Origin of the sequence: Bombiscardovia apis (assembly GCF_033095945.1) — a bacterium.
GTDB lineage: Bacteria > Actinomycetota > Actinomycetes > Actinomycetales > Bifidobacteriaceae > Bombiscardovia > Bombiscardovia apis.
This window is the reverse complement of the sequence record NZ_AP026800.1, coordinates 1,319,686-1,333,569: the sequence shown is the minus strand read 5'-3', so window position 1 is coordinate 1,333,569 and position 13,884 is coordinate 1,319,686. Positions and strand designations below refer to the sequence as shown.

Annotated in this window: 12 protein-coding genes; 9 read left to right on the top strand and 3 right to left on the bottom strand. The window is 54.1% G+C overall.

The annotated features are described in order from the left end of the window. Nucleotides 1-156 precede the first annotated feature (156 nt). The 9 genes from efp to R8377_RS05225 all read left to right on the top strand — a co-directional run bounded on the left by efp (nucleotide 157) and on the right by R8377_RS05225 (nucleotide 9,408). Entirely contained in the window at nucleotides 157-720 is a 564-nt protein-coding gene (gene efp / locus R8377_RS05265) for an elongation factor P (protein WP_317642451.1), read from the top strand. A 23-nt stretch (nucleotides 721-743) separates the two neighbouring features. Next, nucleotides 744-1,415, top strand: coding sequence for a transcription antitermination factor NusB (gene nusB, locus R8377_RS05260; protein ID WP_317642450.1), 672 nt, complete (start codon nucleotides 744-746; stop codon nucleotides 1,413-1,415). A 263-nt stretch (nucleotides 1,416-1,678) separates the two neighbouring features. Continuing rightward, nucleotides 1,679-2,377 carry a guanylate kinase gene (gmk, locus tag R8377_RS05255; protein ID WP_317642449.1) on the top strand — a complete coding sequence of 233 codons (699 nt, stop codon included), beginning with the start codon at nucleotides 1,679-1,681 and terminating at the stop codon, nucleotides 2,375-2,377. A gap of 189 nt (nucleotides 2,378-2,566) precedes the next feature. Then, on the top strand, nucleotides 2,567-2,854 hold the full coding sequence (gene rpoZ, locus R8377_RS05250) for a DNA-directed RNA polymerase subunit omega (protein WP_317642448.1): 288 nt from the start codon (nucleotides 2,567-2,569) through the stop codon (nucleotides 2,852-2,854). A 77-nt stretch (nucleotides 2,855-2,931) separates the two neighbouring features. After that, complete coding sequence (metK, locus tag R8377_RS05245) at nucleotides 2,932-4,149, top strand: methionine adenosyltransferase (RefSeq protein ID WP_317642447.1); 1,218 nt, start codon at nucleotides 2,932-2,934, stop codon at nucleotides 4,147-4,149. 19 nt (nucleotides 4,150-4,168) lie between these two features. Then, nucleotides 4,169-6,433, top strand: a complete 2,265-nt coding sequence (locus tag R8377_RS05240; RefSeq protein ID WP_317642446.1) for a primosomal protein N' family DNA-binding protein — start codon at nucleotides 4,169-4,171, stop codon at nucleotides 6,431-6,433. A gap of 173 nt (nucleotides 6,434-6,606) precedes the next feature. Beyond that, nucleotides 6,607-7,311, top strand: coding sequence for an HAD family hydrolase (locus tag R8377_RS05235; protein ID WP_317642445.1), 705 nt, complete (start codon nucleotides 6,607-6,609; stop codon nucleotides 7,309-7,311). A 65-nt stretch (nucleotides 7,312-7,376) separates the two neighbouring features. Further along, complete coding sequence (fmt, locus tag R8377_RS05230) at nucleotides 7,377-8,351, top strand: methionyl-tRNA formyltransferase (RefSeq protein WP_317642444.1); 975 nt, start codon at nucleotides 7,377-7,379, stop codon at nucleotides 8,349-8,351. A 226-nt stretch (nucleotides 8,352-8,577) separates the two neighbouring features. Then, nucleotides 8,578-9,408 carry an inositol monophosphatase family protein gene (locus R8377_RS05225; RefSeq protein WP_317643718.1) on the top strand — a complete coding sequence of 277 codons (831 nt, stop codon included), beginning with the start codon at nucleotides 8,578-8,580 and terminating at the stop codon, nucleotides 9,406-9,408. Between the two features lie 87 nt (nucleotides 9,409-9,495). On the opposite strand, the gene R8377_RS05220 is transcribed toward R8377_RS05225, so the two are convergent. The 3 genes from R8377_RS05220 to purB form a co-directional block, all read right to left on the bottom strand. Continuing rightward, entirely contained in the window at nucleotides 9,496-9,780 is a 285-nt protein-coding gene (locus R8377_RS05220) for an HU family DNA-binding protein (RefSeq protein WP_033503744.1), read from the bottom strand. A 216-nt stretch (nucleotides 9,781-9,996) separates the two neighbouring features. Next, entirely contained in the window at nucleotides 9,997-12,435 is a 2,439-nt protein-coding gene (locus R8377_RS05215; RefSeq protein ID WP_317642443.1) for a lysylphosphatidylglycerol synthase transmembrane domain-containing protein, read from the bottom strand. Then, the gene (purB, locus tag R8377_RS05210) at nucleotides 12,435-13,877 is read right to left on the bottom strand and encodes an adenylosuccinate lyase (RefSeq protein ID WP_317642442.1); all 1,443 of its coding nucleotides are present in this window, start codon (nucleotides 13,875-13,877) and stop codon (nucleotides 12,435-12,437) included. Before purB ends, R8377_RS05215 begins: the two co-directional genes overlap by 1 nt. Nucleotides 13,878-13,884 lie beyond the last annotated feature (7 nt).

The window sequence follows — 13,884 nt, the reverse complement described above, 5'->3', positions numbered from 1 at the left end:
TCCGGGGCCTTATTGTATTTCACTGTTGTATTACTCGGGTGTTCACCTACCGTGGCATAATAAGCAAGGATAGAAACGTGTCAGCGACCCGATCGGGTTTCGCACAGGCAATCCGATATAAGAGTTGCGTAAGTACAGAAGAATAAGGTGGTAACCGTGGCGCAGACTTCAAACGATATTAAGAACGGATCCGTCATCAATATTGACGGCAAGCTGTGGAGCGTAATTAAGTTCCAGCATGTGAAGCCCGGTAAGGGACCGGCTTTCGTGCGCACCACCATTAAGGATGTGCTCTCAGGCAAGATTGTAGAGCGTACCTTCAATGCCGGCATGAAGATGGAATTCGAGACCGTCGACAACCGTTCCATGCAATACACTTACCGCGATGGCGACAACTTCGTCTTCATGGATATGTCAACTTACGAGCAGGTAAACATTCCTGAGTCGTTGGTTGGATCTCAGGAAAACTTCCTGCTTGAGGGCACCGACTGCATAATATCCTTCCACGATGGCACCCCACTTTCGATTGAGCTGCCCGCTTCGGTTGTTCTCGAGATTACCCACACTGAGCCTGGTCTGCAAGGCAACCGTTCCAATGCCGGCACCAAGCCAGCCACTGTCGAAACTGGTGCTGAGATTCAGGTACCGCTCTTCGTGGGCGAAGGCGAAAAGGTGAAGGTCGACACGCGCGATGGTTCCTACCTGGGCCGCGAGAACTAAGAAAGTAGGGTGAACCCAACTCGATGGCACGTTCCACAGCTCGCAAGCGGGCGCTAAATACCCTCTATGAGGCAGACGAGAAGAGCCAAGATTTTCTTTCGCTGCTCGATGAGCGCATTGCGCACCCCGGTGCTCAAACCCCGCTACCAGAGTATGCCATTGATATCGTCAAAGGCGTAGCCGAGCATCGCAAAGAGATTGACGGCTTGCTCAACGAGCATTCGACCAGCTGGCCCGTATATCGGATGGCTGTAGTCGATCGTAACATTTTGCGTATTGCCGTATGGGAAATGCTTGATAACGCTGAGGTGCCCAATAAGGTCGCCATTGACGAAGCCTTGAGCTTAGCCAAGGTTCTCAGCGAATCTGATTCGCCTGCATTTATCCACGGTCTGCTGAGCGCAATTGACAGTGACCTGCAAGTACGGGAGCAGGAAGCTCAAGAAGTTGCTGCCCGCGCTGACTCCGCAGAGCGTATCGCTGACTTAGTTGAGCGTGAAGCAAGTGGAGAGACGGGCGACATTGCTGAAGTCGATACTGTGCAAGCTGCAGACGGCGTGCAGGCTGCCTCCTCATCTGGTGACACAACTGCTCTAGAGAGTGAAGAAAACTCCCTAGATAGTATGACTTTTGAGCCACTTTCGGCTTTGGAAGCGGAAGCAGTGCATACGCAAGCACAGCACGACGAGCAGTAGCAACTAGCACATCTGGCTTGCTCTTGGATGCCTTCTTCGAGTAAGCCAGAGGAGTGCTAGTTGATTCATCAGAGAACCTCAGACTCAGATATGGGAAGCGTACGAAGAAGTTCCTTCCATAACTGTTAAGTCAGTTCGACGGGCCAAACAGCACAATAGCCACGGGTGGGGTTACTGTATATCTTTAAGAGATGACGGATGGTAGTACGAATCTACTGCCGACAATCGAGAAGAGCAAACGAAGAGTGAGGGAAGCAGAGCGCATGAGCAGGCAAGAACAGACGGCGGAAGAGCGCACCGCGGGCAGTGCCCTATCTGCCAGTCAATCGCGGGTCTGCGAGTCAGCTCACGATCTTACCTCGGGCAAGCGCAGGCTCATCGTACTTACCGGCCCCACAGCAGTCGGGAAGGGCACGGTAGAAGCCCGTTTGCGTCAGTTGCACCCTCAAGTATGGGTTTCCGTTTCAGCTACCACTAGGGCTGCACGCCCGGGGGAGCGAGATGGCGTGACTTATTGGTTTATGAGCGAGGAAGAATTTGCTGCAAAGGAATCAAAGGGCGAGTTCTTAGAAACTGCTCTGGTTCATGGCATGTCGCATTACGGTACGCCTCTCCAGCCAGTTTTGGACCACATGGAGCAGGGCATTCCTACTATTTTAGAGATCGACCTTCAGGGGGCTCACCGGGTCCGCCAGTGCGCGCCCAGCATGGGTCTAGACGTAGTATACGTCTTTTTAGCGCCGCCGAGTTTCGGTGATTTAATCAACCGTCTTAACGGCCGCGGAACTGAAAGTGAAGACGAGAAACTCAAGCGCTTGGCTACTGCCAAAGTCGAAATGGATAGCCAATCGGAGTTTGACGTGGTTATCGTAAACGACACGGTCGATACAGCGGCCGATGCGCTGTGGCAGGTTATATGCCAAGAATACGGTATCGATGCCGACGGCCAAGCTACTCACTGAAACACTGAGGTGAAGCTGCTCGCTCTACGTTTTCAAAGCTGAGCTCACATGTGTCTGCGATCCAGATTGCGCTCTAGTCTTGCTCTGGCTTACGCTTATTGGCTCAAGCTACTGGCAAAATCGAGGCAGGGCGGTAGAATCGGGTAGATTGAATGATAGAGTCTTCCACGGATTTGGAGAGAATGTTTCATGGCATCTTTTGGTACTGACCCGCAGCCGCAGGGATTCGCGAATCCCTCTGTCGACGAACTTATGGAGCATGCAGATTCTCAGTATGCGCTCTCTATTTTTGCAGCTAAGAGGGCTCGTCAGATTAACTCATACTTTACCCAGCTCAACGAAGGCTTGCTGCAAAACGTTGGCCCTTTGGTCGAGTATCAAAACCAAGAAAAGCCTCTTTCTATTGCCTTCCGCGAGATTAACGAAGGGCTCTTGGAAGAGACCTTGGGTGAGGATGATTTGAGCGAAGGCAACTAAGCCTGCGCGCAAATTTCCTATAGGAAGTAAAGAAATCCAGCTCGAGCTGGTCGCACTTTGAAGCGGTAGGGGTAGATATGGCAGAACGGCGGTTAATTACAGCTGAATCGGTGACCGAAGGCCATCCAGACAAGGTTTGCGATCAAATATCAGACGCTATTTTGGACGATTTAATTGCCCAAGATTCGCGCTCGCACGTAGCAGTTGAAACATCGGCTGCCACTGGCATTTTCTTTGTATTCGGTGAGGTGAGTTCTCAGGGTTATACCGACATCCAGCATCAGGTGCGCTCAGTCTTGAGGCGCATTGGCTACACCAGCTCGCAAATCGGTTTGGATGCTGACTCCTGTGGCGTCACCGTTGCCATAAGTGAACAGTCTTCAGAGATTAACCAAGGCGTGGATAGACTTTCGGGAGCACAGGAGAGTGCAGCCACTCGTGAAGAGCGCTATGAGGCTCAAGGAGCCGGTGACCAGGGCGTTATGTTTGGCTATGCCTGCGACGAGACTGATGTCTTTATGCCTCTGCCTATTTATTTGGCACACCGCTTGTCGTATCGTCTGGCTCAGGTGCGCAAGGAGGGCATTGTGCCTCACCTGCGTCCTGATGGCAAGACTCAGGTCACTATTGAATACGACGAGAACGATAAACCTCGCCGTGTAGACACAGTCCTTGTTTCTACCCAGCATGATCCAGACGTGACCCGTGAATGGTTAGAAGAGCAGCTGGCCCGCGAAGTGATTAACCCGGTTCTCGACGAGGTATGCGGTTCAGCTGTGGAACACAGCGAATATCGACTACTTGTTAATCCCACGGGTTCATTCGTTTTGGGTGGTCCTGCAGCAGATGCTGGCCTAACTGGGCGCAAGATTATTGTCGATACTTACGGCGGTGCAGCCCATCATGGCGGCGGTGCCTTCTCGGGTAAAGACCCCACAAAGGTCGACCGTTCTGCTGCTTATGCTGCCCGTTGGGTAGCTAAGAATATTGTGGCCGCTGGTTTGGCCCATAAGGTCGAGGTACAGGTAGCTTACGCTATTGGTGTGGCAGAGCCAGTCTCGGTCAACGTAGAAACATTCGGTAGCGAAGAAGGCGTGACTCGCGAGCAGATTCAAGAGGCAGTGCGTCAAGTCTTCGACCTGCGTCCAGCTGCTATTATCGATGAACTCGATTTGCTGAGGCCTATTTACGCCAAGACTGCTGCATACGGGCACTTTGGCCGCAAAGATCCCGATTTCACTTGGGAACAGACCAATAAATTAGACGAATTGAAAGCAGCAATCAGCCAAGCATAAGTAGCGCTGAAGGAGGGCTTTGAGTCAACCAGAAGCGGAGCAGTTGGCGCTAGACGGGCTAGCGCCACCACGCCGCCGTGTCTCCCGTAAACGCCCTCATGAGCAGTGCGAGCAGCTACCTATTGCCCAAGTAGTGTTAGATGTGCAGGCCAGCCATTTAGGGCAGACCTTCGATTACCTAGTTGATTCCAAAGACGACAAAGTTGCCCAGCCTGGAGTTTTGGTCCGTGTACGTTTCGGTAACCAGAAGGTTAATGGCATCATCTGGTCTCGGACCGAAATGAGCCAAGCCCCGCAGACTGCTCTTAAATATATCGAACGCGTCGTAACACCCCAGCGGCTCATCTCCGATACAACCCGGCGAGACATAAGTGCTATAGCCCAGGCTTTTGGCGGTACTCGTGCCAACATTGTGCGTCTAGCATTGCCGCCGCGGGTGGCTCGCATCGACCGTGAGCAGGCTAGCGTATCAAGCGAATACTTACCCGTGTGCGATCCTGCTTGGCAACAAGCGCACGCGCCTCAGCTTGCCGCCTTAGATGCCCAAGTTGAGGCTGGTTATGGGCAATCCTCATCCTTACAAGATGCGCTTGTAAGGCAGGGCTTCGCCTCCTTTGTGCTCGACGCTCTGCCCGGACCAGACGCGCGCGAACAAGCCGCTGCCTGGATGATTGTGCATAGCTTGAAAGCTGAGCGACCGGCAGTGGTAGTCCTGCCAGATACCCGGCACATGATGTCGTTAGCAAGCAAACTGCAAGAGCTAGGCCTGCACCCCTTTGCGCCGGTGGGTAACGGTGAAGCTGGTTGGACTGGTGATTTTGTGGTGCTTGGCTCCTCGATGCCGCCGGCAGAACGCTATCGCTCTTATCTAGCCTTAGCCTCCGGTCAAGTCCGCTGCGTGCTGGGATTGCGAGCGGCTATGTATGCGCCGGTCGAAGGGCCAGCCCTCTTTGCCATTATGGATGATGCCGCATACCAATATGCAGACGGCATGATGCCCTACGCCAATGCTCGTGCGGTCTTGCGCCTGCGGGCCAAGCTCCATCAAGGCTGCTTTGTGACTTTCGGCCACGCTCGCTCGGCCCGTTCCCAATGGGAGTGCACGCCGCAAGCGCTCGAAGTGGCTTCGGGCGTGACTGGGCCTGCCCTTGCTCTCGAACCAGCTGCCGGTGCAGTGTCAAAGAGCCTGCCTTGGGTGCGCTGGCTCAATCGCGAGGAACTAGCTCGTTTGGTCGATCCCGCCATCGGCGCTCGAGTGCCGCATACTGCAGTGAGCGTCATTGCTAAGGCCCTGCAAGAAGGACCCGTGCTACTCTCCATTCCCCAAGATGGTCAGACGCAATCTCTGTCGTGTGCTTCCTGCCACCGTCAGGCCCGTTGCCCGCGTTGCACAGGGCCTCTGCTCGCAGCTGCTCCGGGCCATGCTCCCCGCTGCTCTTGGTGCGGCAGGGCAGCTGTAGGTTGGAAGTGTCCCTCCTGTAGTTGCGAGCGGATGCGGGCTATTCGAGTTGGAGCTGCCGGCACTGCCCAAGAGTTGCAAATGCTCTTTAGGGGTGTGCCGATTATGATTTCTACACCTTTCCAACCTAGGGGAGTGGTGGAACGAATCGACGACCGACCGCGATTGGTGATTGCAACGCTTGGTGCTGAGCCAAAAATTCAGCCCAGCGCGAGCAAAGCAGAGCCTCAGGGAGCTTCAAATGGTGCCTATCAGGCAGTAGCTATCTTGGATGCATGGACCTCTCTGTACGCCCAGGGAGTGGATGCTCGGCTCGATATGGCTACTGCCTGGATGCGTGTGGTAGCTTTATGCAAGCCCCGCGTAGCTGGCGGGCAAGCGCTGATTGTAGGTGAGAGCGATCCGGCCCTAGTGCAGGCTGTGATGACTTGGCATGCTAATCTGCTGGCGGCCGACGAATTAGCTGACCGCAGCGAGACTGGTTTGCCTCCCTCCACTGCTTTGGCAAGCATTTGGGGCAGTAGACAGGCTGTGGATTGGACCGTGGAGCGGATAGGCGCTGGGCTGAGTGGAGATATGGGCACTATCGCTCTAGCTGATGATGAGATTCCCAGCTTGTTAGGCCCGGTACCTATAGCTCCAGAATCCACGCTCTCTGCCCGCCCCTTAGATGGTACTGGTGACCGTGTTCGGGCCCTCGTGCGCGTGCCACTAGGTCGACGAGATGAGCTCGCTTCGAGACTTCAGAGCGCAGTATCAGCTTATGTAGCGGCTCGAGGGCGAGGAGAGTTGCGTTTCTGCATGGACCCCAAAGACCTGACTTAATTTCTCAGCTTGCACTATTGTTGTCGCACTTGATTTTGTTAAATACAAGCTTAATGGTCGCAGGCAGCGTCGAGGCAGCGTGCTTGCATAGAGCAGTAGAGAGAAGCGCTGCGCCAGCCTTGATATGAAGCCGGCCTGCGCACCCGTCTGCCAGACATAGAAATGAAGGTAGTATGAACGGTTACCCCGGTGAAGTCGAGCTTCCAGCCGACACAATAGTGGCCACAGACCTAGCTGAGACGGCCCAAGGCAAGCCCATATACAACGTGATTTTCGACTTCGGCAATGTGTTGGTGGATTGGGATCCGCGCGCCGTTTTTGTGGCTCGGTATTCGTCTGAAAGCATCGAGCAGATGATGGACAACGATATTTCGGGCTTCTATAACGCCAACGACATGATGAACGAGGGCTATAGTGGCGAAGAAGCGGTTGCTTGGGTGAGTGAGCATCGCGGCGAACCTTGGGCCAGTATGTTCCAGTATTACTGCGACAATATGGTCGATGCACTGACGGGGCCGATGGTGGGCGCTCGCAAGCTAGTTGAAGACCTGAAAGCTGCCGGCATAGGCGTTTGGGGCCTATCCAACTGGTCAGCCGAGACTTTCCCGCTAGTTTGGGAGCGTTATGAGATTCTTCACATGCTCCAAGGCAAGGTAGTTTCAGGTTACGCACACAAGCTCAAGCCGCATACTGACATCTATGAACTAGCCTTAGAAGAGTTCAATATTGAGGCGGATGGCGCGGTATTCGTGGATGACTTAGGAGTCAATATATTAGGCGCCAACTCGGCAGGTATCCGAGGTATTCGCTATGAGGATCCGTACGGCTTGCGCACCGCCCTTATCGAATCAGGTATCGACATACCTCAAGTGCAGTAGCTGGAGCGGAAGCCGAATAATCAGTGCTTGCCTGAAGTGGGCAAGAGTTACATTTAAGGAGCAGTATGAACCAGCCTTTGAAGATTGTATTTGCAGGCACCCCAATCACTGCCGTACCTGCTTTGGAGCTCTTGGCCTCAGACCCTGAACACTTCCAAGTGGTGGCCGTTCTCACGCGCCCGGATGCGCCGCAGGGGAGGGGACGTAAGCTTACGCCCAGCCCGGTTAAACAGTTCGCTCAGGAACGCGGCATTGCTGTCTTAGAATCAAATCCAGCAGAGCATGACTTTCCTGAGGTGATTCGCGCTACGGGTGCCACTTGTGGTGCCGTGGTGGCCTACGGGCGCATTCTCAAACAGCCTGTTTTGGACGCTCTCGACCAGGGTTGGTTTAATCTGCATTTTTCACTCCTGCCCCAGTGGCGAGGTGCCGCACCGGTTCAGCGGGCCATCTGGTCGGGTGAGCAAGTGAGCGGTGCTACGGTCTTCCAACTGACTCGGGGCATGGATGAAGGCCCTATCGTGGCGCAATCAACGGTTGAAATAGGGGAGCATGAGACCTCGGGAGAATTGCTCGACAGGTTGGCTCATGATGGTTCTCACCTGCTGGCCGCAGCCTTAGAAGCAGTCGCTGAGGGCAGAGCAAATCCGCAGCCGCAGCCTCAAGGCGCGTATGAGGTTGCGCAAAAAATTACCAGTAGCGATGCTCATATTCGTTTTGACGTGCCTGCTTTTGCGGCCGACCGTCACATTCGCGCCTGCACGCCAGAGCCTGGAGCTTGGTGCTACTTGCACGAACAAGCAGACAGCGAAGGCCTTCTCTTGCATGTTTTACGGGCCCAAAGCGCTGCGAGCTCCGAGCATGAACCTCCTCAATCGCTGGCAGCGGGAAAGCTGATGGCCACCAAAAAGGCTGTGTGGCTGGGCACGCAAACTGAGCCTCTGGAACTCTTGGAAGTTAAGGCTGCCGGTAAGAAAGCCATGAAAGCTGCTGATTGGGCACGGGGCGCGCGGCTGAGCGACCAAGCATACTGCGACTAGCAAGCTGGGTTCTGCTATGAGAGTCCCTAAGCAAAGGCATAAACCCGAAAGCGCTTGTGTTTGTGGGGGCAGTGAGTAGTATACGTTGTAAGGTCTTACGCTGAGTGCCGATTTTTAGTTGAGCGAGTAATATAGATAGATTCATATTGATACGAGCACGTCTATAGTATTCGTACTGAAACTTGTGAGTATAGATTCTCGAGCCATAAGAGAGGTCGTAGACGAGATGGAGTTGCGCGATTTGACCATACAGACGGCCCATATCGCTGTCGAGGCTGGCCGCCATGCCTTGCAAGATCAAATCAATCCTCACGACTTGCGAAACCAGATGCAAGCCGATAGTGATGCGCGTTTTGTGTCTGAGATAGACGATAGACTTATTCGCTACTGTCGTACCAAAATCGAAGCAGCTGATCCCTGTGACGGTTTCTGGGAAGAAGAAGGTTCAGACCGCAAACCTGGCGGGCACTATTGGTGCTTGGGACATATCGACGGTTCGATCAATTATGTGCGTAACATGGCTGAGTGGACTATTACCATATCTCTCTTCGAAGTCGATCAAGCAGGCAAACCGCGCCCCATTCTGGGCATAGTTCACTCTCCAGTTCTGGGGCTGACTTACATGGCAGCGGAAGGCCAGGGTGCTATTCGCGTGCGACGAACAACAGTAGGTGATAAGCGCGAGAAGATTATGCCTTCTACTACCAGTAGTCTCAAAGGCTCAGTAGTCAGCTTTGGCATGTCATACTTTCCACGCGAATCGGAGCGGGCCCTCAAAACGGTTGCTCAGTTGGCCGGTAGGCCAGCAGACATAAAAAGGGTAGGGCCCACCTCTCTCGACCTGTGTAGGGTGGCTGACGGGTCTTACGACGCCTACTTCGAGCCCATGCTACACTCTTGGGATATTCCTGCGGTCTCTGCTGGGGCTATCGTGGTCCGGGAGGCTCAAGGCAGACTGAGCCAGTGGAACGGCGAGCCAGTCAGTTGGGAGCATAACAACGACCTCGTAGCTTCTAATGGTCTCATCACTGAGGATCTCTTTCAATACTTACGCTAAGCTGTGCACTACTGAACAGGTAGTGGCATACAAAAGCGCCCGGACTCGTACATGAGTTCCGGGCGCTTTTGTGAGTAAACAAAGAGCTTACTTGTTGGACACAGCCTTCTTCAGCAGTGAGCCTGCGGAGATACGGACACCGTAGGATGCTGGAATCTTGATGGTCTCACCGGTGCGGGGATTGCGGCCAGTGCGGGCAGCACGCTTGACGCGCTCGGCAGAGAACAGACCGGTGAGCTTGAGGCCCTCGCCGGACTTCATGGCCTCGACGAAGACGTCTTGGAAGGCGTTGACAGCTGCTTCAGCCTGAGCCTTGGTCAGGTTCGACTTCTGAGCAATCTTCGAGACCAGATCAGATTTGTTGTATGCCATAGAAGTATCCTTCTTGTTCATGGGGCTCCCCATGCTTAGTCCGGGAAACCCAACGTTCATGTCTGATATTAGCGCAGATTGACGAAGAATACTGTGTTTATGCGGATTTTACCGACTTTTTTCCTCGAAATCCGCTAATTTCGGCAAAAATGACCTAGAAATGGGCATTATTAGGCCAATATTGGAGAGATACAGACGCTTTAGGCCGCTATAGGCTTACACCAGATTGCGTTTACCTAGCCATCGCATAGCGAGAGCGCCCAGGGGAATACGCAGCCAGTAGGTGACCACGCGGAAGACGAGGGTGCCCGAAATTGCGATACCAGAAGGTACGCCTGCGAGGCGGAAAGCTGAGAACAACACTGCTTCGATGGCTCCCAAACCGCCGGGGGTAGGCACAGCTGAACCTAAAGTATTGGCTAGCAGGAACACGAAGGTGGTCTCGAAGACGTTTGTATGCCAGCCAAACGCCATTAGGGATGCCCAGAAGCTCAGGCCCAGGGCGACGGATTGGAGCACTGCGCCCAATGCTGCTAGCAGTAGTTTTTTGGGCTGGGTCAGAATGTCGGCCAGCTGCCGGGCGTAGGAAGCGACGATGGGCAGGAACTTGTCGACGAGAAGGTGGCGGGTGTAGGGAATGGCCATGGCCAGTGCTGCCACAATTGCTACTACTCCTATAACAATTACGAGCGTATTAGTAGGAATCATGCCAGAGAGCGTATTGCGCCCGGTAAAGAGCCCAATCACGATGAGGAGGAGGAACGTGGTAGCAAACTGGACAGCTACCACTGCGCTCATAATAGCTGTCGCGAGCGTAGTGTTATAGCCAGTTCGACGCAAGTATTGCAGGTTCACAAAGGCGGGGCCTACTCCAGCAGGCATGGAGACGGATGTGAAAGAAGAGGCTACCTGGGAGATGAAAATGGAAAGCGGGTGGCGCTTGTCTTTGTCGATGAAAATGCCAAGCGTGATAGCACAACCGACCCAGGCCAAGCAGCCAAAGAAGAAGGCCAAGGCAGCCATCCAAGGATTGGCGCTGCGTACCGCTTCGATGACTTGCTGAATGTTGAGCTGGGTAAAGACGACGATAACCGCAACCACAAGCAGTGCAATGGCGAGGAAAGAGCGCAGACTAAAACGGGAGAGGGGCACTTGTGCGGAGACCGCTGCCGTCTCGGGTGGCGCTAGAGCGCGGACCTGCTCGCGTAAGTCGCTGAGTGTTTGCTTGGTCCACTGCGGCTCTAAACGGGTAGTTTTAGGGACAGCGACCATTTGGATAAAGGGAATTAATGCAACGAGACTTTCCTTGCCCCATGCTTGTTGGGCAACTTCGATAGTCGGTGCAACTCCAAGGCGGGAGGCGCACAGGGCCAAAAGCTGGACCTTGTCTAAGGCAATATTGGCCGAGGATGAAGCGCTGTCTCCGTTGTGCCATCCAGCAATGACCATGTGCCCTTTTTGGTTGCGGGCAATGGTGTCGGGAGTGATGCGACGGTGGGTGTAGCCGCGCTCGTGGGCCACGCTCAAGTAGTGCATGAGTTCTTGAGCATCTTGCGTGCTCATATCTTCTGAACCGACTGCCTCTAAGTGTTCGTCGTTGCAGAGCACGAAGATTAAGGATTCACCATTTTCAGCCAAGCCATAAGGGTGCATGGCGGGTAAACCGAGCTCTTTGAGCTCAAGCAGCATAGCCATGTGATGCTGGGCTGAATCGCGCACAGAGCGGTCGTGGCGCATGGAAACGCCCGAAAGCTTAATCCACTGCCATAGTTGCATGAGATAGCCGGCAGTATGCAGCTGGCCGTCGAGCACGGAAACAGTGTAGGAGGCGCCCGTTCGGCTCTGAGCCTGGTAGATGCGAGATGACTCGATTAAATCGTCATCAAGGGTGGGTGCGAAGGAGTTGCTATTGCTAGTAGCTGTTTCGACCCGGTTCAGGCGAATAGGATCAATGCCTATCGATTCTAGAGCGTGGGCTAGTGCAGCGCCCCAGACTCCCTTATTTTGGGTGCCTGCAGCGAAGCGGATGAGCATGCCGATAGCTCGCCCGATGAAGAAAGAAACTAATACCGCGCTGATGGAATTGGCCGAGATGACCACCATAATGAGCGCTACTACGTACAGGGCATTCCAGCCCCATTTGACGGTTGAACGCACCCTTCTAGGCCCCGCTGCGGTCAGGAAAGCGGCCATGCCGGCGTATATGTCCGGCAGCAGTACAGAAGTGCCGATAGTTGACTGCGAGCTAAAAGCACTAATTAGTGCCGCTGATTGGGAGCGGATCACCAAGGTAGAGGTGAGCCACAGGGCGCTATATCCGCAAAACATAGCTAGGGGAGCGGTGATGGACTGGAGCCACTCTTTGCTGAAGAGTAAATGAGCCAGTACCGCAATGACCACCGTGACGGTGACCACCTGCTGAAGGAAGGCTGTAGGTACGTCGGCCAGCCAATCCATCTTGCGCCCGGCATTGTGAACGTCTGACTCCACACCGGAGGCGACTCCGCGTAAATACACTGCTATTAAGGTCACCGCCACCACAACGAGGATGCTAACGACTGCACGGATTAAATCGTTGAGGTCGTGCACCCTTTGGGGAGGGGTGTCAACAATGTGGGCGGACTGCTTCCCGCTAGTGCCTTTGTTCTCGCTCATTAGGCCTCGAAATCTACCAACTTGTCGGCCAAGCCCGTGTATGTGGCGGGAGTGAGCTGGGCAAGTCGTTCCTTAACTTCGGGATCGAGCGCAAGCGAACGAATGAACTCCTCAACCTGCTCCTTGCTGATGGCTTTACCGCGCATCAGCTCTTTCACTTGCTCGTAGGGGTGTTCCATTCCGGGGCGGTTTTCCAAAGCAGCGGCGCGCATGGCGGTTTGGATGGGCTCTCCTAAGACTTCCCAGTTACCTTCCAACTCTTGGGACATGGCTAGCGTGTTGGGATGGATGCCCCTCAAACCGGTCAGGAGATTGTCGATAGCGAGCAGGCTGTGGCCTATGCCAGAACCGATGTTGCGCTGGGTAGAAGAGTCGGTCAAGTCTCGCTGCCAGCGGCTTTCCACGAGAGTTGAGGCTAGGCTTTCCAAAATGGCGCACGACATTTCCAAGTTAGCTTCCGCATTTTCAAAACGGATCGGGTTGACCTTGTGGGGCATCGTCGAAGAGCCAGTGGCACCCGTCACCGGTACTTGGGCAAAGACACCGCGAGAAATATACATCCACATGTCAACGGCTAGATTATGAAGAATCCGGTTGGTGTGAGCGATAGTGGAGTAGAGCTCGGCCTGCCAATCGTGAGATTCAATCTGTGTGGTTAAGGGGTTCCAGTCCAATCCCATGCGCTCGCTCACAAACAAGCGAGAAAGCTCAATCCAATTCACCTGATCGTTAGCGGCAAGACTGGCTCCAAAAGTACCGGTTGCGCCGTTCCACTTACCGAGGTATTCCTGCTGCTCCAAGTGCTTGAGCTGGCGGTTCAGGCGGTACACGTAGACGGCTAATTCTTTGCCGAGTGTGGTGGGCGTAGCTGGCTGACCGTGGGTCATGGCGAGCATGGGAATGGAGCGGAACTCCTGAGACATTGTAGTGAGCTCGTTTACTAGCTCCTGCAAGCGGGGAATCCACACGCGTTCTATCGCTGCCTTGACTGCCCGAGCGTAAGCGATATTGTTAATGTCTTCGCTGGTGCAGCCAAAGTGAACGAGGGCTTCGAGATGAGTCAACGATGGGTCTCGAGACAGCTGTTCATCTGCCTCTTCCATACGTCGGTCAATGAAATATTCCACGGCCTTAACATCATGGTGTGTATGAGCTTCGAACTCAGCGAGTTGTGCGATTGACGTATTGTCAAAATCAGACACCAGAGAGCGTAAGTAGTCTATCTGGGGCTCACGCAGAGGTTCCAATCCGGGCAAAACCGGCCGGAATCCATTGCTCTCATAGCCGTTGGTCAAGAGGATCATCCACTCAACCTCTATAGCGACGCGCTCACGGTTGAGACCGGCTTCACTGAGAAAGTCCACTAGTGGCGCGGTCTGCGGTCGGTAACGCCCGTCTAAGGGGCTCAAAGCGATTGCTGGTTCTATAGTGCTCAACTCCATACTTCTA

Bases quoted from the DNA above. Each gene is read 5' to 3' on its own strand.
- nusB (WP_317642450.1), top strand. From the start codon at position 744: ATGGCACGTTCCACAGCTCGCAAGCGGGCGCTAAATACCCTCTATGAG.
- gmk (WP_317642449.1), top strand. From the start codon at position 1,679: ATGAGCAGGCAAGAACAGACGGCGGAAGAGCGCACCGCGGGCAGTGCC.
- rpoZ (WP_317642448.1), top strand. From the start codon at position 2,567: ATGGCATCTTTTGGTACTGACCCGCAGCCGCAGGGATTCGCGAATCCC.
- metK (WP_317642447.1), top strand. From the start codon at position 2,932: ATGGCAGAACGGCGGTTAATTACAGCTGAATCGGTGACCGAAGGCCAT.
- R8377_RS05235 (WP_317642445.1), top strand. From the start codon at position 6,607: ATGAACGGTTACCCCGGTGAAGTCGAGCTTCCAGCCGACACAATAGTG.
- fmt (WP_317642444.1), top strand. From the start codon at position 7,377: ATGAACCAGCCTTTGAAGATTGTATTTGCAGGCACCCCAATCACTGCC.
- R8377_RS05225 (WP_317643718.1), top strand. From the start codon at position 8,578: ATGGAGTTGCGCGATTTGACCATACAGACGGCCCATATCGCTGTCGAG.
- R8377_RS05220 (WP_033503744.1), bottom strand. From the start codon at position 9,780: ATGGCATACAACAAATCTGATCTGGTCTCGAAGATTGCTCAGAAGTCG.
- R8377_RS05215 (WP_317642443.1), bottom strand. From the start codon at position 12,435: ATGAGCGAGAACAAAGGCACTAGCGGGAAGCAGTCCGCCCACATTGTT.
- purB (WP_317642442.1), bottom strand. From the start codon at position 13,877: ATGGAGTTGAGCACTATAGAACCAGCAATCGCTTTGAGCCCCTTAGAC.